Below are 23,574 nucleotides of genomic sequence, written 5' to 3'. Positions count from 1 at the left end.
CTTAGAACGGTGAAACATTTAAGAAGAAGCGCTGCAGCCAGCCCATGGTCTGCGCTTCGTTGATATAGCCATTGCCGACGTATTCGATACGTGCGTCCGCCACCTGCGTCGAGGTCACCGAGTTGTTGCCGCTGATGGTGCGCGGATTGACGACGCCGGAGAAGCGGATGAATTCCGTGCCCTGGTTGATGGCGATCTGCTTTTCCCCTACCACGTGCAGGTTGCCGTTGGCCAGCACCTGGTTGACCGTCACCGTAATGGTGCCGTTGAAGGTGTTGTTGGCGTTGGCACCGCCCTTGCCGCCGAAGGTGCTGTCGCCGGAAATATCCATATCGGCGCGCGCATTGCCCAACAGGCCGTCGAGGTAACGCGGCGAGGTGGCGACGCCGAACTTGCTGGCGCCGTTGCGGCTGGCGTTGGCGGAGGAGCTCTTGCTGGCGCTGACGTTTTCCTGCAGCACGATGGTCAGGGTGTCGCCGACGTTGCGCGGACGGCGGTCTTCGAACAGCGGCTGGTAGCCGTAGTTCATCGGCTGCACCGTCTGGAAGATCGAGCCGTTCGGCATCGGCGCACTGGCCGGCGCGGGCTGCGCCGTGGTCGCGCCGTCCACCAGCGGTTTGTGCGGGATATAGGCGCAGCCGCTCAGCGTCAGCATCACCATTCCCGCCAGCCAGCGTTGTCCCTGCCGCGGCAGGATTGCCATCGAATATGTGGTTACCACGGGTATCGCCTTTGTTTCACGAAAGAGAATGACGGGCGCGGCAAGCCGGGCCCGTCAATGACAGATTACAGTTGCGTCAGCTTTTGCAGCATCTGATCGGAGGTCGATACCGCTTTGCTGTTGATCTCGTAAGCGCGCTGAGTCTGGATCATGTTGACCAGCTCTTCCGCCACGTTGACGTTGGAAGTTTCCACGTAACCCTGATACAGCAGACCGGCGCCGTTCAGCCCCGGCGTGCTCTCGTTCGGCGCACCCGAGCTTTCGGTTTCCTGATACAGGTTCTCGCCCACGCTCTCCAGACCGCTGTCGTTGACGAACGTGGTCAGCGTCAGTTGGCCCACCTGCTGGGCGGCGGTTTGCCCCTGCTGGGTGACGCTGACGATGCCGTCGCGGCCGACGGTGATGGACAGCGCGTTCGCCGGAATGGTGATCGCCGGCTGCACCTGGAAACCGCTGGAGGTCACCAGCTGGCCGTTCTGATCGATCTGGAACGACCCGTCACGGGTATAGGCCTGAGTGCCGTCCGGCAGCATCACCTGGAAGAATCCCTGCCCCTTGATGGCGACGTCTTTGCTGTTGTTGGTCTGCGACAGGTTACCCTGGCTGTGCAGACGCTCGGTCGCCACCGGACGCACGCCGGTGCCGATCTGCAGGCCGGAAGGCAGCGTGGTCTGCTCGGAGGACTGCGCCCCCGGCTGACGCATGGTCTGGTACAGCAGATCTTCAAATACCGCCCGCTGGCGTTTGAAGCCGTTGGTGCTGACGTTCGCCAGGTTGTTGGCGATCACGTCCATGTTGGTCTGCTGCGCGTCCAGACCGGTTTTGGCAATCCATAAGGATGGAATCATCGGTTATTTCCTTGCTGCTTAACTCATTGAGAGCAGTGAGTTGGCACGCTGTTCGTTTTCATCCACGCTGTGGATGACCTTCATTTGCATTTCAAAGCGGCGGGCGTTGGCGATCATGTCGACCATGGTTTCCACCGGCTTGACGTTGCTACCTTCCAGCACGCCCGGCATCACCCGCACCTGCGGATCGTTTTGCAACTGATTGCCGCGCTGCTGTTGGGTTTCCGGCGTCAGGCGGAACAGCCCGTCGTCACCGCGCATCACTTCGCGCGCATCGGCTTTCACCAGCTTCAGGCGGCCGATCTGCGCGATGGTGTTCGGCGGATCGCCGGCGTTCAGCGCCGAAATGGTGCCGTCGGCCGCGATGGTGATCTCCGCCGACGGCGGCACCTCGATCGGGCCGCCGTCGCCCATCACCGGCAGCCCCTGCACCGTCAACTGCCCGGTGGAGGAGATCTGAATGTTGCCGTTGCGGGTATAGGCTTCACCGCCACCCGGCAGGCTCACCGCCAGGAAACCGTCCTGCTGCAGCGCCACGTCCAGCGGACGCGACGTGTAGTTCAGCGCCCCCTGGCTCATGTCGGCGCCCGGCGTCGACGCGGTCACCAAGGTGCGCGTCGCCATACTCGGCCCGTCGACCGGTACCGCGCGCAACGCGGCGAGCTGGGCGCGAAAGCCCGGCGTCGACGCATTGGCCAGGTTGTTGGCGGTGATGGACTGCTGTTCCAGCGTTTGGCGCGCCGCGCCCATCGCGGTATAAATCGCGTGATCCATGACTCGGCCCTATTAGCGCAGGCTAACCAGCGTCTGCAGGATGGAGTCCTGCGTCTTGATGGTCTGGGCGTTGGACTGGTAGTTACGCTGTGCGACGATCATGTTCACCAGCTCCTGGCTCAGATCGACGTTGGAAGACTCCAGCGCGCCGCTGGTCAGCTTACCGAAGCCGCCGCCGCCCGACAGACCGACGCGCGGCTGGCCGGATGCACCGGTTTCCTGCCACACGTTATCGCCCTGCGACGCCAGCCCTTCCGGGTTGGAGAAGTTGGCCATGACGATCTGGCCCAGCACCTGGGTCTGCTGGTTGGAGTAGATGCCCACGACGGTGCCGTCGTTGTTGATTTGGAAGTTGGTGTATTCACCGGCGGCATAGCCGTCCTGCGCCACTTTGCTCACCGAGTCGCTGCCCACGTTCTGCTGCATGCTGCCGGCAAAGCTCAGGGTGAAGTTTTGCGCCGGTGCGCCGTCTTTGGCGGTCATCGGGATCACCATGCTGAACTCGCCCGGCGCGCCGTTGGTGCTGGTGGTTTTCACCAGGTTGCCGCTGGTGCTGAACTCCATGGTGCCGGCGTTCACTGGCGCTGCGCTGCCGTCCTGGGTATAGACCTGCCACTTGTTGTCTTCCGTCTTCACGAAGTAGGCGTTGATGTTGTGCGCGTTACCCAGCGAGTCGTAGGCGGTGATGGTGTTGACGTAGTTGTAGCTGTCCTGTTTGGTCGGATCGAACGTCTTGTTCTCCGGAACTTTATGGGTGGACTTCAGGTTGGTTACCATCTCACCGGAGGTAGACGCCTTGGCGTTCATCATGCCTTCAGGAATGCTCAGCGGCACCGGGTTGGCACCCTGCTGGATGGTCGGCGGGGAACCGGCCGCCGGGTAACCGGTCAGCTGCAGGCCCTGCATGTTGGTCAGATTGCGGTTCTCGTCCAGCTTGAACTGGCCGTTGCGGGTATAGAAGATACCGCCGTCTTTATCCTGCATGCGGAAGAAGCCGTTGCCGTTGATGGCCACATCCAGCGCACGGCTGGTGCCGGTGGTGGTGCCGCCCTTGAAGTTCTGGGTGATGCCGGACACTTTAACGCCCAGCCCAACCTGCGAACCGGCGAACATGTCGGCGAAGGACACGCTGCCGGATTTGAAGCCCGCGGTCGCGGAGTTGGCGATGTTGTTACCGATCACGTCCAGGTTGGTTGCTGCCGCGTTCAAGCCGCTGACTGCCTGAGAAAAGGCCATGTTATTCTCCGAATAGTGGTCAGGCTATCGTCCGATTGAGCCTGATGCTTAGGGTTATAAGATCTGTCGCACGTCTTCCAGGGTGGCGTTGCCCGCCAGGCCGAGATCCAGCTTGGCGCCGTTGCCGTCGCGGATCACGCCGTTCACCAGCCCGAAGTGCAGGCTACGCGCCACCAACTGTTCACCGTTGCCTTTGGCGTTAATCGCCACTTTGTAGGCGCCGTCTGGCGCGGTGGAGCCGTCATCCAGCGAACCGTCCCAGGTGAAGGCGTGTACGCCGGCGGTCAGGCCGCCGATTTCGATGGTGCGCACCACCTGCCCGCTGGCGTTGGTGATGGTGGCGGTCACCTGATCGGCGGCGCGCTCCAGTTCCACGCCGAACGGCGTGGTGCTGACCTTGCCATCCTTGCTGCCGACCAGAATGTTGTTGCCCGGCACCATCACGCCATGACCGATCAGCGCCGTCGCCTGCAGCGACTGGTTGCTGTTGATCTGGCCGGAGATCGAGCCCAGCGTAGTGTTGAGTTTTTCGATGCCCTGAACGGTGTTGATCTGCGCCAGCTGCGAGGTCAGCTCGTTGTTCTGCATTGGATTGGTCGGATCCTGGTTTTTCAACTGCGCCACCAGCAGCGTCAGGAAGCTGTTGTGCAGATCCTGGCTGTTGGTATTTTTGCTGTTGTTACCGATGACGGTGTTGTCCAACGACTCGTTAGTGGTTGCGGCAATAGCCATGGGAACCTCCGGTTACTGACCCAGCGTCAGGGTTTTCATCATCATCGACTTGGTGGTGTTGAGCACCTCGACGTTGGCCTGGTAGCTGCGGGAAGCGGAGATGGTGTTGACCATTTCCCCCACTACGTCGACGTTCGGCATGCGCACGTAGCCCTTGGCGTCCGCCAGCGGGTTGCCCGGCTGGTACACCAGACGCTCGGGCGCCGGATCGTCCACCACCTGGGCGACGCGCACGCCGCCGGTCGGCTGCCCGGGCGCCGCCGCGACCTGGAACACCACCTGCTTGGCGCGGTAAGGCTCGCCGTCCGGGCCGGTCACGCTGTCGGCGTTGGCCATGTTGCTGGCGCTGACGTTCATGCGCTGGGATTGCGCCGATAACGCCGAGCCGGAGATATCAAAAATGTTCAGTAAAGACATGCGCCTTATCCTTGTTGCAGCACGGATATCATCCCTTTGATCTGCCCGTTGAGCAGCGTCAGGTCGGTCTGATATTTCAGGCTGTTATCGGCAAAGTTGGTGCGTTCGCGATCCATGTCCACCGTGTTGCCGTCCATCGACGGCTGGTCCGGTACCCGGTACAACAGATCGAGCTGCGGCGGCTGCAGGGTTTGCGCCGGGATGTGGCGCGCCGCCGTCAGGTTCAGCGACATGCCGTTGCCGTTGACGCGCCCTTGTTCCAGCACTTTGTTCAATTGGCTGGCGAAATCGATATCCCGCGCCTGATAACCCGGTGTGTCTGCGTTGGCGATGTTGGCGGCCAGAATTTCCTGCCGCTGGGCGCGCAAATTCAGCGCCTCTTGGCCAAAGCGCAGAGCCGCGTCCAGTTTGTCGAGCATGCTCCCTCCGCGAGGTTAGAATTTGGAGTCGACAGGATAAACGTCCCCAGCGCCACCCTATCGCGGGAATAGACGCAAAATGGGGCGCTATTTATCTGCTTAGCCTGCGCGCGCTGCGGGTACACTTACGCGTATCCCGATGAAGCTTGAGAAGATGACGATGAAAGGTAAAATGCTGCTGCTTATCGGCCTGCTGTGCAGTCTGAACGCGCGCGCCGACGATCTGGCGACGCAAATCGAAAGCTTCATCAAAGGCAAGTTCACCGGCGAGCCGGTACAGGTGAAAGTGCGGGTGCGCACGCCGCCGGCCCAATGGCCCGCCTGCGAACTGCCCCAGCTGTCGCTGCCGCCCAACGCGCGGATCGGCGGCAACGTCAGCATTTCGGCGCGCTGTGGCCAGGAGCGGCGTTTTATCCAGACGCAGGTGCAGGTGTTCGGCCGCTATCTGGTTTCGGCGCGCGGCATCAGCGCCGGCAGCCGGTTGACCGCGGCGGATCTGGCGTTGAAGGAAGGCCGGCTCGATACCCTGCCGCCGCGCGCGCTGACCGAAGCGGGCAAAGCGTTAGGCGCCGTCAGCCTGCGCAATATCAGCCCCGGCCAACCGCTGACCCTCGCCATGCTGCGCCGCGCCTGGATTATCAAAGCCGGGCAACCGGTACAGGTCACCGCGCAGGGCGAAGGGTTCAACATCAGCGGTGCGGGCAAGGCGATGAACAACGCCGCCGCCGAAGACAGCGTGCGCGTGCGCATGGCGTCCGGGCAGATCGTCAGCGGCGTGGTCGGGGACGACGGCGCGATTCGCATTACGTTATAAAAAAGTAAAGGTTCCGCAAACCTTGCCGATAAGACAAATCAAGCAGCATTTTATTGGCCACCAGGGCCGCAAAACTTTCATTGCAGCGTCGTCGCCCCCGAGCGGTCACGGCGTAAACGGAGATGGACCATGAGTATCGATCGCACCCAGCGGTTACAGCCGGTTTCCACTGTGCAACCGCGTGAAACCCCGGCCGACAACCCGCTCCAACCGCGTAAGGCCGCCGTGGCCGAAACGGCCGTCAGCGGCACGCAGGTCAAACTGAGCGAGGCGCAGGCGCGCCTGATGCAGCCGGGCACCCAGGATATCGATATGGGCCGGGTCGAGGCCATCAAGCAGGCGATCCGCAACGGCGAACTGAAGATGGACGCCGGCAAAATCGCCGACGCGCTGCTGCAAGACGCGCAGAGCGACATTCAATGGATCGCCGGGCGCGACTGACGGCGCGGCGGCGAGTAGCGGTAAAGGATAAGTCATCACTATGGAAAACCTGGCACAACTGCTGGATAAACTGTTGGAAACGCTGCAGGCGCTCAATGGCGTGCTGGAGGAAGAGCACGACTTGCTGTGTTCCGGCCAGTTGCCCGGCGTGGCGCTGCAGCGCGTAACCGATGCCAAAAGCCAACTGCTGGCGACGGTCGCCTATCTTGAACAACAGCGTCTGGGGCAGGAAAAAGCCTGCGGGCAACGCGCGCCCTACGCCAGCCATGCGCCCTTGGCCGATCGCTGGCAACGCGTTCAGCTGCTGAGCCAAACGCTGCGCGAGAAGAATCAGCACAATGGCCTGCTGCTCAATCAGCAGATCGACCATAACGCTCAGGCGCTGGCGATCCTCAGCAAGAACAACAAATCGCTGTATGGCCCGGACGGCCAGTCGCACGCCGGCAGCCTGCTCGGCAGAAAAATCGGCGTCTAACCCCCTGATTTCGCCCGGTGTGCGCACCACCGGGCGCGGGTTTACCCGGCTATGCGCGCCCTCTCGCATTTTCTTCTTATCGCTTTCTGAATTCCCTTAACGTTATGCGCCAGGCTGCGCAGAACGGATATTTGCCTGTTCCTCATCACTCCCTCTTTCGTCATCTTAGCTCGGTCGTTAAACATCTTGATCTATACCCACTAAGGGTATATTTTCACACGGAGAGTGAATGACCGACATTTATCTCACAAAAGCCTTCCAGACATTTGCCGGCGACGAACGCATCAGTGACGCCTCGATAGTGAAAGCGGCGCGAGAGATGCAAAATCAGTTGTACAACGCCAATCTCGGTGGTTGCGTTTACAAAAAACGCATCGCCCGGATGGGGAGTGGAAAACGGCGCGGGTATCGGGTATTAATCGCAACGGCAGATGAAGGCAGGATCTTTTTCATGTATGGCTTTGCCAAAAACGAAAGAGACAACATCAATCAGGATGAGTTAATTTCCTGGCGGCATTTGGCGGCGCTGTATCTGGATTATTCACCATTCAGACTGTATCAGCTGGTCAACTGCGGGGAATTAATAAGGTTACAACTATGAGCAAGATGCTGAAATCGATCCACCAGGAAGTTCAGGGCCTGCACCGCGCCGGTTTCGTCGACGACGTGACCATGCGCACCTTCGACATGCTGTGTCTGCGGCCGGTGAAACAGTTCGGGCCGGCCGAGATCCGCGCGCTGCGCGAACGGGAAAACGTCAGTCAGCCGGTGTTTGCGCTGTATCTCAACGTCAGTAAAAAGGCGGTACAAAAATGGGAGCGCGGCGAAGCGCAACCGAACTCCGCCGCAATGAAGCTGCTGTCACTGGTGGAACGCAACGGCCTGCAAATTCTGGCCTGATCCTACTGATAATTGACGATGACCTGATTGCCAATCACGCGCAGCGGCGGGTTCAGCCCGCCTTGCGACTGCACGTAATAGACAAAGCGCAATTCCGCATTGGCCGGTTCGCCCTGCAAACCGTTGCTGCTGCCGCTGCCGCCGCCGAGCGGAATGCAGCGGTTCACCGTACACAGCTGGGCCTGCAGCCCGGCCGGCTCCGGCCCCAGTAAACGGTAGCGCCAGCTGACGCTGGTGATGCGCGCATTGGCATCCGGCAACGCGTTCGGCGGCCGCAAACCGGCGGACTCATCGCGCATGCCGCCCTGTTCCAACGTCACGCCCACCCCTTCGGCCACCCAGGAACCGGACACCGCACCGGCGGTTAACGGCGCCAGCAAACACAACACGAACAGACAACGTTTCATCAGGCGGCTCCAATGGTCGACGTCATGCGAATCTGGCGATCGTCGTTGATTTCGAGGTTGGACAACACCACGATCTGCGGCAGGCTGCGGCGCAGGAAGCGCGCCAGCAAGGCCCGCAGCGCATGGTTGACCAGCAGCACCGGCGGCGCGCTGAGCATCTCTTGCCGCTGCAGCGCCTGGCGCGCCTGATCCAGCAGGCGATCGGCCAGCCCCGGTTCCAGGCCGCCACCGCCCTGCAACGCCTGCAACAACAGGCGCTCCAGCTGGGTATCCAAACCGATGACCTGAATCTCGCCGTTGCCCGGGAACCACTGCTGCGTGATCGCCCTGCCCAGCGCTACCCGCACCACGGTGGTCAGCTCATAAGGATCGCTTTGCGCCGGAGCATGCTCCGCCAGCGTTTCGACGATGGTGCGCATATCGCGGATAGAAACACGCTCGGCCAGCAGGTTTTGCAGCACCTTGTGCAGCGTGGTCAGTGATACCACACCCGGCACGAAGTCTTCGGTCAGTTTCGGCATCTCCTGCGACACGCGATCCAGCAACTGTTGGGTTTCCTGGCGGCCAAACAGCTCGCTGGCGAACTGGCCGATCAGGTGATTGAGGTGCGTCGCCACTACGGTGCTGGCTTCCACCACGGTAAAGCCCTGGATCTGCGCCTGCTCGCGCAAGGCGCTGTCGATCCACACCGCCTCGAGCCCAAAGGCCGGATCGACGGTTTTGTCTCCCGCCAGCTCACCCACGGCATTGCCGGGGTTGATCGCCAGCCAGCGGCCCGGCTGCGCTTCACCGCTGCCGATCTCGACGCCTTTCATCAGGATGCGGTAGCTGGCAGGCGGCAGCTCCAGGTTGTCGCGAATGTGTACCACCGGCGGCAGATACCCCATGTCCTGCGCGAATTTCTTGCGAATACCGCGGATACGCCCCAGCAGCTCACCGTTTTGTTGAAAATCGACCATCGGAATCAACCGATAACCCACCTCCATCCCCAGCGGATCCTCCAACTGCACGTCGGCCCAGCTGGCTTCGGCGGCCTGCGGGTTGTCCGGCATCACCGGCGCCTCCACCGCTTTCGGTGCCTGTTGTTCACGGCCGCGCAGCCACCAGGCCAGGCCCAGCAAAGCGGCGGTAAACAGCAGGAACACCAGGTTCGGCATGCCCGGCACCAGGCCCAACAGCCCCAGTACCCCGGCGCTCAGCAGCATCACGCGCGGATTGTTGAACAGCTGGCCCACCATCTGCTCGCCGACGTCCTGATCGGTCGCGACGCGAGTGACGATAACGCCGGCGGCGGTAGAGATCACCAACGCCGGGATCTGCGCCACCAGGCCGTCGCCGATGGTCAGCAGCGTATAGCTTTCCGCTGCCGCCCCCAGCTCCATGCCGTGTTGCACCACGCCGACCAACAGGCCGCCGACCACGTTCAGCACCATGATCATCAGGCCGGCGATGGCGTCGCCGCGCACGAATTTACTGGCACCGTCCATCGAGCCGTAGAAATCGGCCTCCTGGGTGACTTCGGCGCGGCGTTTCTTCGCTTCGTCCTCGCCGATCAATCCGGCGTTCAGATCGGCGTCGATCGCCATCTGTTTACCCGGCATGCCGTCCAGGACAAAACGCGCGCCCACTTCGGCGATACGCCCGGCCCCCTTGGTGATGACCATGAAGTTGATCAACACCAGGATGATGAACACCACGATACCGATGGCGAAGTTGCCGCCCACCAGGAAGTGGCCGAAGGCCTCCACCACGCGGCCGGCGGCGGCGGAACCGGTGTGCCCCTCCAGCAAGATAATGCGCGTGGACGCGACGTTGAGCGACAAACGCAGCAGCGTGGAGAACAGCAGAATGGTCGGGAAGGCGGCGAATTCGAGCGTGCGCTGGGTGAACATCGCCACCAGCAGCACCATGATCGACAGCGCGATGTTGAAGGTAAACAGCAGGTCGAGGATAAACGCCGGCAACGGCAGCACCATCATCGACAGGATCAGCAGGATCAACACCGGGCCGGCCAACACCTGCCACTGCGTATCTTTAAAATTGCCCGGCAAACGAAGCAGGGAGGCCAAATTAGCCATCAGAGTCACTCTCTCTTGCAAAATCCAGTGCTTCCGGCACCGGTAAACGTTCAGGTTTTTTCGGGATCAGGCCGCCCTCGCGCCGCCAGCGGCGCAGTTGGTACACCCAGGCCAGCACTTCGGCGACCGCGGCATACAGGGTGGCCGGAATATGTTGTCCAATCTCGCTGTGTCGATACAGCGCACGCGCCAGCGGCGGCGCTTCCAGCATCGGGATGCGGTGCTCCGCACCGAGTTCGCGAATGCGCAAGGCGATTTCACCCGCCCCCTTGGCCAGCACTTTCGGCGCACTCATTTTTTTGTCGTTGTACTGCAACGCGACGGCGTAGTGCGTCGGGTTGGTGACGATCACGTCCGCCTTGGGCACATCGGCCATCATGCGGCGCCGGGCGATCGCCCGCTGCTGCTGGCGAATACGTCCCTTAACGTGCGGGTCCCCTTCCTGGTCTTTGAATTCGTCGCGAATATCCTGCTTGGTCATCTTCAGCTTTTTGAAGTGGCTCCACAGCTGGTAGAACACGTCGAACGCCACCATCGGCGTCAATCCCAGCACCACCAGAAAACCGCAGAACAGAATCATCTGCAGCGCATTGCCCAACGCGTCGAGCGGCTGCTGGGTCATCAGATGCAGCATTGCCGCCCAGTTATGCCAGAGATAGAGGCCTGTCACCCAGCCGACCAGCGTCGCTTTCAGGATCCCTTTCAGCAGCTCGGCCAGCACCTGGCTGGAAAAGATGCGCTTCAACCCGGACAACGGGTTCAGCCGTTTCAAATCGAATTTGATCGACTTGCCGCTGAACAGAATGCCCCCCAACAGCATCGGCGCGGCGAGCGCCACCAGCACCAGCCCCGCCATGATTGGCAACAGCGCCAGTACGGCCTGGCGCAGCAACATGCCCAGCTGGCGCAGCATCTGTTTATCGTTGCTGACCATGCCATGGTCGAAATTCAACCCCTGCGTGAGCATCGCCGCCAGCTGTTGCGCCATGTTGCTGCCGGACATCAGGATGATCGCGAGGCCCGAGAGCAGCATCAGTACCGAGGTCAGTTCGCGGGAACGCGGGATCTGGCCGTCTTCACGCGCCTTCTCCAGCCTGTGGGGCGTGGGGGCCTCGCTTTTTTCCAGATCGCTGTCTTCAGCCACGAAACGCCGTTCCTGTGTCGAGAGGGTAAAGAATGGCGGTCAGCATGCCAAAAAATTGGCGATGTCATTGACGGAACAACGGGGGAAAAGGCGGGTTATTTAGGGGATGAGACCATCAGGGAGAGGTTACAACCAATTTTCCAGCCGCAAACCCTCAACGCGCTCAAATTCGCGTCGATTATTGGTCACCAGGATCAATCCTTCGCTGCGCGCATGCCCGGCGATATGTAGATCGTTTACGCCAATAGGCGTTCCCTGGCGTTCCAGCGCAGCCCGGATGTTGCCGTAGTGCGATGCTGCTTTGGCGCTGTAATCGAGAATGTCCAATCGGGAGACAAAATCCTCAACGACTCTGGCGTTCACCGCTGGGCGAGCGCTTTTCTCCACCCCGTGAACCAATTCGCCATAGGTGATCGACGAAATGACCATTTTACCTGCATAGCGATTGAATGCCTCCAGCACTTCCAGCGGGCGGCGCTTAATGACATAGATAACAATGTTGGTGTCCAGCATATGACTGAACATCAAAAATCTTCCCGCTCGCGCTGGTGCTGCCCGGCACGTTCATTGAGGAAATCATCGCTCACCTCATTTTCCGCACAGAAGAAGCTATCCCAGGTATTCTCCAGGGGGGCAAGAATGCGCTCTTTGCCCACTACGCGGACGGTCACTTTAGAAACGGTATCAGGGAAACGCACCTCTGCAGGCAAGCGTACAGCCTGTGTCCGATTATTGGTAAAGACAGAACCTAACGTCATGGCGACCTCCTTTAACTGGAGTACAAATTATAACCGCCATGATGTATATAGCAATGCTATATACATTAATCTTTGCGGGACACCGCGCAACTTTCGGGGCGCGCCGTCGCGCGCCCCGAAAAGCCTCAGAAACCGAGGCTGTCGAGCAGATCGTCGACCTGCGCCTGGTTGGCGATCACGCCGACGCCGTTCTGGTCGAGCTGCGGGCCGTTCAGCAGGCTGTCGTTCGGCCGTTTTTCCTTCACCGGCTGCTCCGGCATGTTTTCCATCAGCACCATCAGCAGCTGCTTTTCGATCTCCTGCACCACGTCCATCATGCGCTTGATCACCTGGCCGGTCAGATCCTGGAAGTCCTGCGCCATCATGATTTCCAGCAGTTGGGCATTGGTGAAGGCCGTATGGCCCGGCACCTGATCCAGATACTGGCGCGTGTCGTTAACCAGAGAACGCGCGTCGTCCAGTTCGATGGGGTTGGCGAACCACTCGTCCCAGCGCCCTTTCAACGCGTTCGCGCCGGATTCCAGCTCCGCCTGGCGCGGTTGCGCCGCCTCCACGCAGTTCAACGCCCGTTCCGCCGCCTGCGCCGTCATGGTTACGACATAGTCAAGACGGTCGCGCGCATCCGGGATCGCCTCTGCCGCCTGGGCGATCGCCTGATCGAGCCCCAGTTCGCGCATGCTGTCGCGCAGCATTCGGGTCAGTTGGCCGATGCGGGAGATGATCTCTCCCGCGGTCGCTGCATCGCTGGCAGGCATTGGAATGTCTCTCATCGCCCTCTCCTTACATGCCCAATTTTTCAAAAATCTTGTTGAGCTTTTCTTCCAGCGTCGCCGCCGTAAAAGGTTTCACTACATAACCGCTGGCGCCGGCCTGCGCCGCCGCGATGATATTTTCTTTCTTGGCTTCCGCCGTCACCATCAGTACCGGCATCGCGGCCAGCACGCTATCGGCGCGGATGGTTTGCAGCAGCTCCAGCCCGTCCATGTTCGGCATGTTCCAGTCGGACACCACAAAGTCGAAACCGCCGGCGCGCAGCTTGTTCAGCGCATCCGCGCCGTCTTCAGCTTCTTCGACGTTGTTGAAGCCCAGCTCTTTGAGCAAATTTCTGACGATGCGGCGCATGGTGGAAAAATCGTCCACAACCAGAAATCTGAGGTTCTTGTCTGCCATTGTTACTCCTGAAATAGTTAACCGTTTAATGATGCAAAACCGCAGGCCGCCGCGCGGCGAACCTGGGTCATATCGCCGCCGGGAAGACCCTGCGGACTAAAATCAAATGCGCAATGCCTGGCCGCCGGCGATCTGCGCCAGCATGCGCTGGCTCATCCTGTCCAGCTCGACCACTTCGCTGACGCCGCCGCTGGCGATCGCCTCGCGCGGCATGCCGAACACCACGCAGCTCGCCTCGTTCTGCGCCAGGGTATAGGCCCCGGCGCGGTGCATCTCCAGCATCCCCGCCGCTCCGTCGTTGCCCATCCCGGTGAGGATCACGCCCACCGCATTGCGGCCGGCATATTGCGCCACCGAGCGGAACAGCACGTCGACCGAGGGGCGATGGCGGTTGACCGCCGGGCCGTCATGCAGCTTCACCTGATAGTTGGCGCCGCTGCGCGTCAGCTCCAGGTGACGATCCCCCGGTGCGATGTAGGCGTGGCCCGGCAGTACGCGCTCGCCGTCCTCCGCTTCTTTCACCGTGATCTGGCACAGCTTGTTCAGCCGCTCGGCGAACGAACGGGTGAAACCCGGCGGCATGTGCTGGGTGATCAGCAGCGCCGGGCTGGTTGCCGGCAACGGCTGCAGCACCTGGCGGATCGCTTCGGTGCCGCCGGTGGAAGCGCCGATGGCGATCAGTTTTTCACTGCTCAGCAGCGGCGCATGGCTGAGGATCGCCGGCGCCGGGCTGCTGGAACGCTGCGGCAGGCGTGCTCTGGCGGCGGTGCGGATCTTCTCGGCAATCAGCTCGCTGTAGGCCAACATGCCCTCGCGAATGCCGAGCTGCGGTTTGGTCACGAAGTCCACCGCGCCCAGTTCCAGCGCGCGCAGCGTGATTTCCGAGCCTTTGCCGGTCAGCGAAGAAACCATCACCACCGGCATCGGCCGCAGGCGCATCAGCTTCTCGAGGAAATCCAGCCCGTCCATGCGCGGCATCTCGACGTCCAGCGTCAGCACCTGGGGATTAAATTTTTTGATCAGATCGCGCGCCACCAACGGATCCGGCGCGGTCGCCACCATCTCCATGTCGGCGTGGCCGTTCACGATTTCCGTCATCAGCTGGCGCATCAGTGCCGAATCGTCTACGCATAACACTCTGATTTTACTCATTACCTCTCCTTGGTCAGCCCATACACGGTCTGCCCACGCAAGTAGAAATCCCGGCTGATCTGGCTGAAATTCTCGGAGTGGCCGGCGAACATCAGCCCCCCCGGCTTAAGCAAGGGAACGAAGCGGCGCAGGATGCGCTCCTGCGTCGCCTTATCGAAATAGATCATGACGTTGCGGCAAAAAATGGCGTCGAATTGCCCCGGCAGCGCCCACTCCGGCGCCAGCAGGTTCAGCGGCTGAAAGTTCACCCGCGCCGCCAGCTCCGGCCGCACGCGCACCAGCCCCTGATGCGGCCCGGTGCCGCGCAGAAAATAGCGCTGCATTTGGGTCGGCGTCAGGGTGCGCAGATCTTCCTGGCGGTAAACGCCCGCCTCCGCTTTTTCCAGCACCTGCGTATCGATATCGCTGGCCCAAACCTGGCAACTGCCGGCCCGTTGGCCCAATGCATCGCTCAGCGTGATGGCGATCGAATACGGTTCTTCGCCGGTCGAGGCCGCGGTGCTCCAGACGCTGTAGCCGTTCGGCCGCGAGCGCGCGTGCTCCGCCAGGATCGGGAAGTGATGCGCCTCGCGGAAAAAGGCCGTCAGGTTGGTGGTCAGCGCGTTGATAAACGCCTGCCACTCCGCGCTGTTCGGGTCGCTTTCCAGCAGCGCCAGGTAGTCGCCGAAATCGTGCAATCCCAACAGCCGCAAACGGCGCACCAGGCGGTTGTAAACCATCTCGCGCTTATGCTCCGCCAGCACAATGCCGGCGCGTTGATAAATCAACTGGCTGATACGGCGAAAATGCACGTCCGACAGCGGCAGGCGCTGCACCATTTGCGTCAACATCGACGCAGTATCCCGGTTAGAAGTTGACGGCGTCTGTTTCATGCCACCTCACCGGAGAAAAACGTGCTGCTTATGCGGTTTAACAATCTTGGGCTTCCTTTACCACGGGTGAAACTGCGTTGTTGCTGTTACCTGGCGCGACGAAGTTATCGTCCGCCAGACGGAATACCGCGACCGCGTCGGCCAAGGTAATGGCCTGCTCTTCCAGCGCGGTGGCGGCAGAAGCGGATTCTTCCACCAGCGCGGCGTTCTGCTGAGTAACCTGATCCATCTGGGTCACCGCCTGCGTCACCTGCTCGATGCCGCGGCTCTGTTCATCCGAAGCCGAGGCGATCTCGCCCATGATGTCGGTCACGCGAGTCACCGAACGCACGATGTCCTGCATGGTGGCACCGGAGTTTTCCACCAGCACCGAGCCGTGTTTGACGCGGCTGACCGATTCGTCGATCAGCACCTTGATCTCTTTCGCCGCCTGCGCGCTGCGGCTCGCCAGGTTGCGCACTTCACCGGCGACCACGGCGAAACCACGCCCCTGTTCACCGGCGCGCGCCGCTTCCACCGCCGCATTGAGCGCCAGAATGTTGGTCTGGAAAGCGATGCCGTCAATCACGCTGGTGATAGCGCCGATTTTCTGCGAGCTGTTGGCGATATCGTGCATGGTGGTCACAACGTCACCGGCCAGTTCGCCGCCCTTGGCCGCGGTGGCCGAGGCATCGCGCGCCAACTGTGAGGCCTGTCGCGCATTGTCGGCGTTCTGCTTCACCGTGGCGGTCAGCTGTTCCATGCTGGCGGCGGTCTCTTCCAGCGAAGCGGCCTGCTGCTCGGTGCGGGAAGAAAGATCGTTATTGCCTTCGGAGATCTCCTGCAGGCCGATCAGTATTGACTCCGCCCCGTCGCGCACCGCGCCGACGGTGCCGATCAGCGACTGCTGCGTGCGTTGCAGGCTGGCGAACAGCATGCTGATTTCATTGCGGCCATACACCTGAATCGGCGTCGCCAAATCGCCGGCGGCGATACGTTCAAAGTGGCTGCGGATTTGGTTCAGCGGCTGCACCAGCATGGTACGCAACCACCACATGGCGCTGCCGGTCACCACGATCAGCATCAAGACCGCCCCCGCCAGCATCAGGCCCGCCAGCGTGAAGGAGAACTGGTTGGCGTCTCTGGCTTCGCTGATGTCGCCGTTGACCAGCTGCAGGTACTGCACGAAGTCGGCCTCGAACAGGTCCTGGGTTTTCTGCGTCGGCTGATCCATAAATGCCTGCAGCTCCCCCTTCTCCAGGAAGCCGATCAGCTCGCGCAGCGCGCCGCGCAGCCGCTCGTAGCTGGCCTTGGTCGTTGCCGTCTGCTGACTCTGTTGCTCACTGCTGCGCTCAACCGCCATGAACTGATTGAAATAGAGATCGGCCTTCTGCAGCGAACTGCGGGCGCTGCTCATCAATTCGTTCACCTGCTCCTGCGGCAGTTTCAGCGCCGCGCGGGTGCCGGCGCGGTTCAGCGTATTACGCGCCTGCAACAGCGACACCCAGCTCAGGCTGAGCGAATCGCGCTGCTGGCTGCCAAGGGTGATGATGTCGAGGTTGTGGTTATCGGAGCGAAACGCGGAATACGACAGGCCGCTGCTGGCCAACTGCAGAACGCAAAAGGTCATCAACAACAGGAACAAGCTGGTAGAGATACGGATTCGGTTAAACACTGTGAACCTCCTTGCAGCCGGCCGGCGACCGGCCTACGTAGGGAAAAGGGCCTCTGCGAGAGAGGCCCGATACCGGTCAGAACGTTTCCCAGTTATCCTGCAGATCGCTGGCGTTCATTTTCTTATGATTGATTACCGGTGTTACCGTCGCCTTGCTGGTGACAGGCGCTTTAAACTCTTCCTGGCCTTCCGACCTCAGGCGGAATACCGCCACCGACTGGGTCAGCATGCTGGCCTGTTCTTCCAGCGCCGCCGCCGCCGAGGCGGATTCTTCCACCAACGAGGCGTTCTGCTGGGTCACGCGGTCCATTTCCGCTACCGCCTGGCCAACCTGATCGATACCGCGGCTCTGCTCGTCCGACGCCGAGGCGATTTCGCCCATGATGTCGGTCACGCGGGTAACGGCGTTGACGATGTCGCCCATGGTTTCACCGGCGCTTTCGACCAACACGGAGCCCATATCGACGCGGCTGACCGAATCTTCGATCAGGCCTTTGATCTCTTTCGCCGCCTGCGCGCTGCGCTGCGCCAGGTTACGCACTTCACCGGCCACCACCGCGAAGCCGCGGCCCTGCTCGCCGGCACGCGCCGCTTCCACCGCGGCGTTCAACGCCAGGATGTTGGTCTGGAAGGCGATACCGTCGATCACGCCGGTGATATCGGCAATTTTCTGCGAGCTGCCGGCGATGTCATGCATGGTCTGCACCACGTTGGCCACGACCTTGCCGCCTTTCTGCGCGGTTTCGGAGGCGCTCAACGCCAGCTGTGAAGCCTGACGGGCGTTTTCGGCGTTCTGTTTCACCGTCGCGGTCAGCTGTTCCATACTGGCGGCGGTCTCTTCCAGCGAAGCGGCCTGTTGCTCGGTACGGGAGGAGAGATCGTTGTTGCCCGCGGCGATTTCTGACGCGCCGCTGTAGATGGCGTCCGCGCCCTGACGTACGCCGCTGACGGTTTCAATCAGTTCGCCTTGCATGTGTTTCAGGCTGGCCGCCAGCACGCCCATTTCGTTGCGGCTGTTGACGACGATCTGCTGAGTCAGGTCGCCGGCGGCGATCTGTTTGATGTGGTCGATCATGCGGTTCAGCGGGCGCACCAGGATGTGATGGATGCCGGTCCAAACGAGCACGATCACGGCCAACACGACCAGCAACACGATCACCAGCGTCCAAATGGCCGAGGAGAACGACTTGTTGCTGTCTTCTACCGCGCCTTGGTACAGCTTGTCGTTTTGTGCCAGGTAGGTGTTGTAGATCTGCTCGAAGCCGTCCTGATAGCTTTGTGTCGGTTGATCGAAGAAAGCATTGATTTTGCCTTCGCCCAACAGCTGAATCAGTTCGGTCAAAGCACCGTGCAAGATGTCATACTGTTGCTTGAGTTTTTCCGCAGACTGCGCGTCCTGACGCGGATCGAGAGGAATTTTTTCATAGGCGGCGTAATGCTGTTCCGCGACCGACAGCATGCTCTTCGCCGAAGTCAACAGATCGCTGACACTGGCACCGCTGCCGATTTTGTTGGTATCCATCATGTAACGAATACCCGCTCGGTTCAGGGTATTACGAGTCTGTAGCAGGTTGACCCAGCTTTCGTTCAGTTCAGACTGCTGCTGACGAATCGTCTGCAGTACGGCAAAGTTCTCTTTATCATTCTTGAGCGAGGAGAAAAAGAGTCCGCCCGAAATCAACTGCAAGGCGCCAAACAGCACCAACACCAGCAACAGGCTGGTGACCACCTTCATACGATTTAACATGATTTCCCTTGTTGAAGCCCGCGCAGACAGGCTCTGATGACGTTGAATGTGAGAGTTATCGGCGCCGTGCGACAAAACTTTATGCGGGAAAGTAACTATTTTTAGTGGGGGTTCCGGGCTAGGTCGGCGGCGTTGCGACAGGTCAGGAAGAGTGATGGATGAAGGGGGCAGCACCCTGCCCCCTCGGGTCATGAATCAGACGCTTTTCGCCACGCTGTCGACCAGCGACATCTCTTCGCTGCTCAGCAGCTTTTCGATATCCACCAAGATCAGCATGCGCTCGCCCAGCGAACCGAGACCGGTGAGGTATTCGGTCGCCAGCGTTACCGCGAACTCCGGCGCCGGGCGGATCTGCTCGGCGGTCAGCGACAGCACGTCGGAAACGCCGTCGACCACGATGCCCACCACGCGCTGGCCAAAGTTCAGCACGATCACCACGGTGTTTTCATCGTAAGACACGCTTTGCTGCGAGAATTTCACCCGCAGATCGATGATCGGGACGATCACGCCGCGCAGGTTAGTGACGCCCTTGATGAACGCCGGCGTGTTGGCGATACGGGTCACCTGATCGTAGCCGCGAATTTCCTGCACCTTGAGGATATCGATGCCGTACTCCTCGTTGCCCAGGGTAAAAATCAGAAACTCTTGCCCTACCGTTTCGCCAGCCAATTTGCTGACGGCTGCCAATCCTGCCATATCATTCACCTTTTAAATCAATAAACTCATTATTATGCGGCGGCGTCCGTCAGACGCTTTTCACGGTTCAAGGTTTGCAACGCCGAGACATCGACGATCAAGGCCACGCTGCCGTCGCCCAAAATGGTCGCGGCGGAGATGCCCGGCACTTTGCGGTAGTTACTTTCCAAATTCTTCACCACCACCTGATGCTGGCCAATCAGCTGATCCACCAGCAACGCATAGCGGCGGCCGGCGCTTTGCAGGATAACGACGATGCCCTGCGTGGCGTCGGTTTTGGCGCCTTCCACTTCAAATACCCGATACAGCTCCACCAGCGGCAGATATTCGCCGCGCACCTGCAGCACGCGTTCGCCCCCGGCCAGCGGATGCAGATCTTCCGCCTGCGGCTGCAGCGATTCCATCACCGCGTTCAGCGGCAGGATAAAGACTTCGTCGTTCACCTTGACCGACATGCCGTCGAGGATCGCCAGCGTCAGCGGCAGCAGGATGCGGATGGTGGTGCCTTTACCGGCCTGCGAACGGATCTCGACGTGGCCGCCCATCTCCTGAATATTCCGTTTCACCACGTCCATGCCGACGCCGCGGCCGGAAACGTCGGTCACCTGCTCGGCGGTGGAGAAGCCCGGTGCGAAGATCAGCATGCCGACCTCTTCATCGCTCATGCTGTCGCTCACCGCCAGCCCTTGCGACGCGGCCTTGGCGAGAATTTTTTCGCGGTTCAGGCCCGCGCCGTCGTCGATAACCTCAATGCAGATGTTGCCGCCCTGGTGTTCGGCCGACAGCACCAGATTGCCCACCGCCGACTTGCCGGCGGCGATGCGGGTGCCCGGCTCTTCGATACCGTGATCGAGGCTGTTGCGCACCAGGTGCGTCAACGGATCGATAATGCGTTCGATCAGGCTCTTGTCCAGTTCGGTGGAACTGCCCTGCAGCGTCAGCTCCACCTGTTTGTTCAGCTTGCCGGCCAGATCGCGCACCAGGCGCGGATAGCGGCTGAAGACATATTCCATCGGCATCATGCGGATCGACATCACCGACTCCTGCAGATCGCGCGCGTTACGCTCCAGCTGGCTCATGCTGTTCAGCAGATCGCCGTGGTTCACCGGATCGAGCGTGCCGGAGCGCTGCGCCAGCATCGACTGGGTGATCACCAGCTCGCCCACCAGGTTGATCAGCTGATCCACCTTTTCCACCGCCACGCGAATGCTGGTGGACTCGCTCGCCTTGGCGCGCGCTTTCGGCGCTTCCGCCGGAGCGGCGGCCGGTTTGGCGGCAGGCGGCGCGGCGACCGCTGCCGGTAAGCTCGCTTCTGCAACGGCCGGTTCGCTCTGCGTCGGCGTCGAGAAGCTGATTTGTTCCGGCTCCAGCACGAAGCACAGCACGGCGCTGATGTCGTCTTCGCTGGCGGAGGTGAGCAACGTCACGTCCAGACTGTGTTCCGTCTGATGAGGGTCTTTAACCTCGCCGAGGTTGCCCAGCTCTTCCAACATCAAGGGGATTTCACTGGCTTTCAGCCCGTTCAGGCTGATGCGCATGCCGCCTTCGATCGCCGCCGGCGCAGCCGCCGGCTTCACGACAGGCTGCTGAACGGCCGGTTGAGCCGCAGGCGCCTCCTGCTGCTGTTGCGCCTCCAACGCCAGCTGGCGCAGCGCCTGGCAAATGTATTCAAAGCTTTCGGCATCAGGCTGTTGCGAGGTTTTATAGGCGTCCAGTTGCTCCTGCATAATGTCTTTGGTTTCCAGAAACAGGTTGATAATCTCGGTGCTCAGGCTCATTTCCTGGCGTCTTGCACCGTCCAGCAGGTTCTCCAGCAGGTGGGTCGTTTCCTGCAGCACCGAAAAGCCAAAGGTCGCCGCACCGCCCTTGATCGAGTGCGCCGCGCGGAAGATGGCGTTTAACGGCTCGATATCGGGGGCCAGCGGATCCAGCTCCAGCAGGTGTTGCTCCATGTCGGCCAGCAACTCGTCCGCCTCATCAAAGAAGGTCTGATAAAAATCGCTAATGTCCATGCTCACGGGGTCACCTCTGGCTGTGAGTCGCGGTTAGTCGGTGCGGGTGCGGCCGCCGGTTGTTCCGGCGCTTGGCCGGCCGGGGGTATCGCCGGGGATGCCTGCGATTGAGCGACAGGGTCCGCCGCCGGCGGCAGCGTCGCTTGATCGGTCGGCGTTACCGCCTGGGGTTCCGGCGTTTGGCTGGCCGGCGCAGTCGCCGACGGCGCCAGCTGCTTCAGGCTATCCGGCTGGGCGATATCCATCGCGTTGCTTTCGGCATTTTCGTGTTCGATGCCTTCTTGCGTTTGCTTATTCAGCACCAGCACGGTGATGCGACGGTTAATCGCGTCATCGGCACCGTGCTGTTTCAAGCTCATGGTGGCCGCCATGCCCACCACCCGCAGCACTTTGCCTTCCGCCAAGCCGCCGGCGATCAGCTCGCGCCGGGAGGCGTTGGCGCGATCGGCCGACAGTTCCCAGTTGCTGTAGCCGCGCTCGCCGGTGGCGTAAGGGATATCATCAGTGTGGCCGGACAGGCTGATCTTGTTCGGCAGGTCGTTAAGGATCGGCGCTATCGCCCGCAGAATATCGCGCATGTAGCTCTCGACCTGCGCGCTGCCGGTTTTGAACATCGGCCGGTTCTGACTATCGATAATCTGGATGCGCAGCCCTTCGTCCATCATGTTGATCAACAGATGCGGACGCAGCGCCTTCAGGCGCGGGTCGGACTCAATCAATTCGTCCAACTTTTCGCGCAGCTTGTTCAGGCGCAGCTCTTCGGCGCGCGAGTCCGGCGAGTCGACCTGCTTTCTCACCAGGCCGTGCTGCTGGGTAGGATCGTCGCCGCCGCCCGGGATCGGGCTGCTTTCGGAACTGCTCTTGTCGCCGCTGGTCAGGGCGACCTTGAGCGGCGTGCGGAAATATTCGGCGATTTGCGTCAGCTCCTGCGGGCTGGCGATCGCCAGCAGCCACATCACCAGGAAGAACGCCATCATCGCCGTCATAAAGTCGGCATAAGCGATCTTCCAGGAGCCGCCGTGATGGGCGGCATGATGCGACTTGCGCTTTCTGACCAGAACGACCGGATGATTCTGTTTCATGCTTCTTCTTCTTCCGTCGCCTGCTGCGCCGGCGCTTTCACGCGGCGCACGTGTTCTTCCAGCTCAACGAAAGAAGGACGTTCTGTGGTGTACAGCGTTTTACGGCCAAACTCGACGGCGATCTGCGGCGCGTAACCGTTCAGGCTCGACAGCAGCGTGACCTTGATGCACTGCATCATCTTGACGTTTTCGGCGCTCTTCTGGCGCAGCAACGTGGCCAGCGGCGAGATAAAGCCGTAGGCCAGCAAAATGCCGAGGAAAGTACCGACCATGGCGTTAGCGATCAGCGCGCCCAGTTCCGCTGCCGGCCGATCGGCCGAAGCCAGGGCGTGCACCACCCCCATCACCGCCGCGACGATACCGAACGCCGGCAAGGAGTCGCCCACCATCGCCAGGCTGCCGGCGGGCACTTCACTTTCCTGTTCGTAGGTTTCGATCTCTTCGTCCATCAGCGCTTCGATCTCGAACGCATTCATATTGCCGCTCACCATCAGCCGTAAATAGTCGGTAATGAACTCCACCAGGGTGTTATCGGCAAGGATGCGCGGATAATTAGAGAAAATTTCACTTTCTTGTGGATTATCGATGTCGAACTCGAGCGACAGCATGCCTTGCTGACGCGATTTGGCCAGCAGGCGGAACAACAGCGCCATCAGATCCATGTACAGATCTTTGTTGTATTTGGAACGGCGCATCAGCCGCGGCAGCGCGCGCAGCGTAGCCTTGATCGCCTTGCCGTTGTTGCCGACGATGAAAGCGCCGACCCCCGCCCCGCCGATAATCAGAAACTCCGCCGGTTGATATAACGCACCGAGATGACCGCCCACGATCAGGTAGCCGCCAAACACCGCACCCAATACCACGAGATAACCCAAAATAACTAGCACACGCATTCCTTAAATTAACAATGTGGATGGAAGGTGGGGCAAACGCGCCCTGGCGCGACAGACCAGGCTGCGTGTCTGGGGGCGGCATGCCGCCCCTGCGTATCACACGTCGGTATTCATTGCCGAGAGCCGGCAATG

27 protein-coding genes are annotated in these 23,574 nt (G+C 60.9%); 5 read left to right on the top strand and 22 right to left on the bottom strand.

Going from position 1 to position 23,574, the window contains the following annotated elements:
• Position 1 precedes the first annotated feature (1 nt).
• The 7 genes from flgH to flgB all read right to left on the bottom strand — a co-directional run bounded on the left by flgH (position 2) and on the right by flgB (position 5,147).
• Positions 2 to 703, bottom strand: coding sequence for a flagellar basal body L-ring protein FlgH (flgH, locus tag ACUXAC_RS04410; RefSeq protein WP_004934817.1), 702 nt, complete (start codon positions 701 to 703; stop codon positions 2 to 4).
• An 83-nt stretch (positions 704 to 786) separates the two neighbouring features.
• Positions 787 to 1,569 carry a flagellar basal-body rod protein FlgG gene (gene flgG, locus ACUXAC_RS04405; protein ID WP_004934819.1) on the bottom strand — a complete coding sequence of 261 codons (783 nt, stop codon included), beginning with the start codon at positions 1,567 to 1,569 and terminating at the stop codon, positions 787 to 789.
• Positions 1,570 to 1,587: 18 nt separating this feature from the next.
• Positions 1,588 to 2,343: a flagellar basal body rod protein FlgF gene (locus tag ACUXAC_RS04400; protein WP_038876842.1), complete on the bottom strand. Its 756-nt coding sequence runs from the start codon at positions 2,341 to 2,343 to the stop codon at positions 1,588 to 1,590.
• Between the two features lie 12 nt (positions 2,344 to 2,355).
• A complete protein-coding gene (flgE, locus tag ACUXAC_RS04395) occupies positions 2,356 to 3,579 on the bottom strand; it encodes a flagellar hook protein FlgE (RefSeq protein ID WP_004934822.1) in 1,224 nt (407 codons plus the stop codon).
• Between the two features lie 54 nt (positions 3,580 to 3,633).
• The gene (flgD, locus tag ACUXAC_RS04390; RefSeq protein WP_016927297.1) at positions 3,634 to 4,311 is read right to left on the bottom strand and encodes a flagellar hook assembly protein FlgD; all 678 of its coding nucleotides are present in this window, start codon (positions 4,309 to 4,311) and stop codon (positions 3,634 to 3,636) included.
• Positions 4,312 to 4,323: 12 nt separating this feature from the next.
• On the bottom strand, positions 4,324 to 4,728 hold the full coding sequence (flgC, locus tag ACUXAC_RS04385) for a flagellar basal body rod protein FlgC (protein WP_004934826.1): 405 nt from the start codon (positions 4,726 to 4,728) through the stop codon (positions 4,324 to 4,326).
• A 5-nt stretch (positions 4,729 to 4,733) separates the two neighbouring features.
• Positions 4,734 to 5,147 carry a flagellar basal body rod protein FlgB gene (gene flgB / locus ACUXAC_RS04380; RefSeq protein WP_454266517.1) on the bottom strand — a complete coding sequence of 138 codons (414 nt, stop codon included), beginning with the start codon at positions 5,145 to 5,147 and terminating at the stop codon, positions 4,734 to 4,736.
• A 160-nt stretch (positions 5,148 to 5,307) separates the two neighbouring features.
• Between flgB and flgA the strand changes: the two genes are divergently transcribed.
• The 5 genes from flgA to ACUXAC_RS04355 all read left to right on the top strand — a co-directional run bounded on the left by flgA (position 5,308) and on the right by ACUXAC_RS04355 (position 7,777).
• Positions 5,308 to 5,961 carry a flagellar basal body P-ring formation chaperone FlgA gene (flgA, locus tag ACUXAC_RS04375; RefSeq protein WP_060420907.1) on the top strand — a complete coding sequence of 218 codons (654 nt, stop codon included), beginning with the start codon at positions 5,308 to 5,310 and terminating at the stop codon, positions 5,959 to 5,961.
• 129 nt (positions 5,962 to 6,090) lie between these two features.
• Entirely contained in the window at positions 6,091 to 6,402 is a 312-nt protein-coding gene (flgM, locus tag ACUXAC_RS04370) for a flagellar biosynthesis anti-sigma factor FlgM (protein WP_019452957.1), read from the top strand.
• A gap of 40 nt (positions 6,403 to 6,442) precedes the next feature.
• Complete coding sequence (locus tag ACUXAC_RS04365; RefSeq protein WP_033634998.1) at positions 6,443 to 6,877, top strand: flagella synthesis protein FlgN; 435 nt, start codon at positions 6,443 to 6,445, stop codon at positions 6,875 to 6,877.
• A gap of 229 nt (positions 6,878 to 7,106) precedes the next feature.
• Positions 7,107 to 7,478, top strand: a complete 372-nt coding sequence (locus ACUXAC_RS04360) for a type II toxin-antitoxin system RelE/ParE family toxin (RefSeq protein ID WP_343180746.1) — start codon at positions 7,107 to 7,109, stop codon at positions 7,476 to 7,478.
• Complete coding sequence (locus ACUXAC_RS04355) at positions 7,475 to 7,777, top strand: helix-turn-helix domain-containing protein (protein ID WP_038876832.1); 303 nt, start codon at positions 7,475 to 7,477, stop codon at positions 7,775 to 7,777. Before ACUXAC_RS04360 ends, ACUXAC_RS04355 begins: the two co-directional genes overlap by 4 nt.
• Positions 7,778 to 7,779: 2 nt before the next feature.
• Here the strand turns inward: ACUXAC_RS04355 and ACUXAC_RS04350 are convergent, their stop codons facing one another.
• The 15 genes from ACUXAC_RS04350 to motA all read right to left on the bottom strand — a co-directional run bounded on the left by ACUXAC_RS04350 (position 7,780) and on the right by motA (position 23,436).
• Positions 7,780 to 8,184, bottom strand: coding sequence for a flagellar protein FlhE (locus tag ACUXAC_RS04350; protein WP_141959524.1), 405 nt, complete (start codon positions 8,182 to 8,184; stop codon positions 7,780 to 7,782).
• Entirely contained in the window at positions 8,184 to 10,262 is a 2,079-nt protein-coding gene (gene flhA, locus ACUXAC_RS04345; protein ID WP_038876828.1) for a flagellar biosynthesis protein FlhA, read from the bottom strand. The genes ACUXAC_RS04350 and flhA overlap by 1 nt, the downstream gene beginning before the upstream one ends.
• On the bottom strand, positions 10,255 to 11,406 hold the full coding sequence (gene flhB / locus ACUXAC_RS04340; RefSeq protein ID WP_047730459.1) for a flagellar biosynthesis protein FlhB: 1,152 nt from the start codon (positions 11,404 to 11,406) through the stop codon (positions 10,255 to 10,257). The genes flhA and flhB overlap by 8 nt, the downstream gene beginning before the upstream one ends.
• A gap of 126 nt (positions 11,407 to 11,532) precedes the next feature.
• Positions 11,533 to 11,931 (bottom strand): type II toxin-antitoxin system tRNA(fMet)-specific endonuclease VapC, encoded by a 399-nt coding sequence (gene vapC / locus ACUXAC_RS04335; RefSeq protein WP_033640020.1) that lies wholly within the window; start codon positions 11,929 to 11,931, stop codon positions 11,533 to 11,535.
• On the bottom strand, positions 11,931 to 12,164 hold the full coding sequence (vapB, locus tag ACUXAC_RS04330; RefSeq protein WP_041035628.1) for a type II toxin-antitoxin system VapB family antitoxin: 234 nt from the start codon (positions 12,162 to 12,164) through the stop codon (positions 11,931 to 11,933). The genes vapC and vapB overlap by 1 nt, the downstream gene beginning before the upstream one ends.
• 125 nt (positions 12,165 to 12,289) lie before the next feature.
• The gene (gene cheZ / locus ACUXAC_RS04325) at positions 12,290 to 12,934 is read right to left on the bottom strand and encodes a protein phosphatase CheZ (RefSeq protein ID WP_004934858.1); all 645 of its coding nucleotides are present in this window, start codon (positions 12,932 to 12,934) and stop codon (positions 12,290 to 12,292) included.
• Positions 12,935 to 12,944: 10 nt separating this feature from the next.
• Positions 12,945 to 13,334: a chemotaxis response regulator CheY gene (gene cheY / locus ACUXAC_RS04320; protein ID WP_060420785.1), complete on the bottom strand. Its 390-nt coding sequence runs from the start codon at positions 13,332 to 13,334 to the stop codon at positions 12,945 to 12,947.
• Between the two features lie 102 nt (positions 13,335 to 13,436).
• Entirely contained in the window at positions 13,437 to 14,486 is a 1,050-nt protein-coding gene (locus ACUXAC_RS04315) for a protein-glutamate methylesterase/protein-glutamine glutaminase (RefSeq protein WP_015378262.1), read from the bottom strand.
• Positions 14,486 to 15,358: a protein-glutamate O-methyltransferase CheR gene (cheR, locus tag ACUXAC_RS04310; protein WP_141968156.1), complete on the bottom strand. Its 873-nt coding sequence runs from the start codon at positions 15,356 to 15,358 to the stop codon at positions 14,486 to 14,488. Before cheR ends, ACUXAC_RS04315 begins: the two co-directional genes overlap by 1 nt.
• Before the next feature lie 37 nt (positions 15,359 to 15,395).
• On the bottom strand, positions 15,396 to 17,012 hold the full coding sequence (locus ACUXAC_RS04305) for a methyl-accepting chemotaxis protein (protein ID WP_047730456.1): 1,617 nt from the start codon (positions 17,010 to 17,012) through the stop codon (positions 15,396 to 15,398).
• 76 nt (positions 17,013 to 17,088) lie between these two features.
• Positions 17,089 to 18,759 (bottom strand): methyl-accepting chemotaxis protein, encoded by a 1,671-nt coding sequence (tsr, locus tag ACUXAC_RS04300; protein WP_421115097.1) that lies wholly within the window; start codon positions 18,757 to 18,759, stop codon positions 17,089 to 17,091.
• A 195-nt stretch (positions 18,760 to 18,954) separates the two neighbouring features.
• A complete protein-coding gene (cheW, locus tag ACUXAC_RS04295; RefSeq protein ID WP_025303271.1) occupies positions 18,955 to 19,455 on the bottom strand; it encodes a chemotaxis protein CheW in 501 nt (166 codons plus the stop codon).
• 32 nt (positions 19,456 to 19,487) lie between these two features.
• Positions 19,488 to 21,473: a chemotaxis protein CheA gene (gene cheA, locus ACUXAC_RS04290; protein WP_421115095.1), complete on the bottom strand. Its 1,986-nt coding sequence runs from the start codon at positions 21,471 to 21,473 to the stop codon at positions 19,488 to 19,490.
• A complete protein-coding gene (motB, locus tag ACUXAC_RS04285) occupies positions 21,470 to 22,549 on the bottom strand; it encodes a flagellar motor protein MotB (protein WP_308343452.1) in 1,080 nt (359 codons plus the stop codon). Before motB ends, cheA begins: the two co-directional genes overlap by 4 nt.
• The gene (gene motA, locus ACUXAC_RS04280; RefSeq protein WP_015378266.1) at positions 22,546 to 23,436 is read right to left on the bottom strand and encodes a flagellar motor stator protein MotA; all 891 of its coding nucleotides are present in this window, start codon (positions 23,434 to 23,436) and stop codon (positions 22,546 to 22,548) included. The genes motB and motA overlap by 4 nt, the downstream gene beginning before the upstream one ends.
• Between the last annotated feature and the right edge of the window lie 138 nt (positions 23,437 to 23,574).

Source organism: Serratia sp. 121840015-1 (assembly GCF_053627655.1).
This window is presented reverse-complemented; position numbering and strand designations above follow the sequence as displayed.

Excerpts from the sequence above, each read along its gene's own strand:
- ACUXAC_RS04365 (WP_033634998.1), top strand. The coding sequence starts at position 6,443 with ATGGAAAACCTGGCACAACTGCTGGATAAACTGTTGGAAACGCTGCAG.
- motB (WP_308343452.1), bottom strand. The coding sequence starts at position 22,549 with ATGAAACAGAATCATCCGGTCGTTCTGGTCAGAAAGCGCAAGTCGCAT.
- flgM (WP_019452957.1), top strand. The coding sequence starts at position 6,091 with ATGAGTATCGATCGCACCCAGCGGTTACAGCCGGTTTCCACTGTGCAA.
- cheZ (WP_004934858.1), bottom strand. The coding sequence starts at position 12,934 with ATGAGAGACATTCCAATGCCTGCCAGCGATGCAGCGACCGCGGGAGAG.
- vapB (WP_041035628.1), bottom strand. The coding sequence starts at position 12,164 with ATGACGTTAGGTTCTGTCTTTACCAATAATCGGACACAGGCTGTACGC.
- ACUXAC_RS04400 (WP_038876842.1), bottom strand. The coding sequence starts at position 2,343 with ATGGATCACGCGATTTATACCGCGATGGGCGCGGCGCGCCAAACGCTG.
- cheY (WP_060420785.1), bottom strand. The coding sequence starts at position 13,334 with ATGGCAGACAAGAACCTCAGATTTCTGGTTGTGGACGATTTTTCCACC.
- flgA (WP_060420907.1), top strand. The coding sequence starts at position 5,308 with ATGAAAGGTAAAATGCTGCTGCTTATCGGCCTGCTGTGCAGTCTGAAC.
- ACUXAC_RS04360 (WP_343180746.1), top strand. The coding sequence starts at position 7,107 with ATGACCGACATTTATCTCACAAAAGCCTTCCAGACATTTGCCGGCGAC.
- flgG (WP_004934819.1), bottom strand. The coding sequence starts at position 1,569 with ATGATTCCATCCTTATGGATTGCCAAAACCGGTCTGGACGCGCAGCAG.
- cheR (WP_141968156.1), bottom strand. The coding sequence starts at position 15,358 with ATGAAACAGACGCCGTCAACTTCTAACCGGGATACTGCGTCGATGTTG.
- ACUXAC_RS04350 (WP_141959524.1), bottom strand. The coding sequence starts at position 8,184 with ATGAAACGTTGTCTGTTCGTGTTGTGTTTGCTGGCGCCGTTAACCGCC.
- tsr (WP_421115097.1), bottom strand. The coding sequence starts at position 18,759 with ATGTTAAATCGTATGAAGGTGGTCACCAGCCTGTTGCTGGTGTTGGTG.
- flgD (WP_016927297.1), bottom strand. The coding sequence starts at position 4,311 with ATGGCTATTGCCGCAACCACTAACGAGTCGTTGGACAACACCGTCATC.
- cheW (WP_025303271.1), bottom strand. The coding sequence starts at position 19,455 with ATGGCAGGATTGGCAGCCGTCAGCAAATTGGCTGGCGAAACGGTAGGG.
- flhA (WP_038876828.1), bottom strand. The coding sequence starts at position 10,262 with ATGGCTAATTTGGCCTCCCTGCTTCGTTTGCCGGGCAATTTTAAAGAT.
- vapC (WP_033640020.1), bottom strand. The coding sequence starts at position 11,931 with ATGTTCAGTCATATGCTGGACACCAACATTGTTATCTATGTCATTAAG.
- flgB (WP_454266517.1), bottom strand. The coding sequence starts at position 5,147 with ATGCTCGACAAACTGGACGCGGCTCTGCGCTTTGGCCAAGAGGCGCTG.
- flgE (WP_004934822.1), bottom strand. The coding sequence starts at position 3,579 with ATGGCCTTTTCTCAGGCAGTCAGCGGCTTGAACGCGGCAGCAACCAAC.
- ACUXAC_RS04355 (WP_038876832.1), top strand. The coding sequence starts at position 7,475 with ATGAGCAAGATGCTGAAATCGATCCACCAGGAAGTTCAGGGCCTGCAC.
- flgH (WP_004934817.1), bottom strand. The coding sequence starts at position 703 with ATGGCAATCCTGCCGCGGCAGGGACAACGCTGGCTGGCGGGAATGGTG.
- flgC (WP_004934826.1), bottom strand. The coding sequence starts at position 4,728 with ATGTCTTTACTGAACATTTTTGATATCTCCGGCTCGGCGTTATCGGCG.
- ACUXAC_RS04315 (WP_015378262.1), bottom strand. The coding sequence starts at position 14,486 with ATGAGTAAAATCAGAGTGTTATGCGTAGACGATTCGGCACTGATGCGC.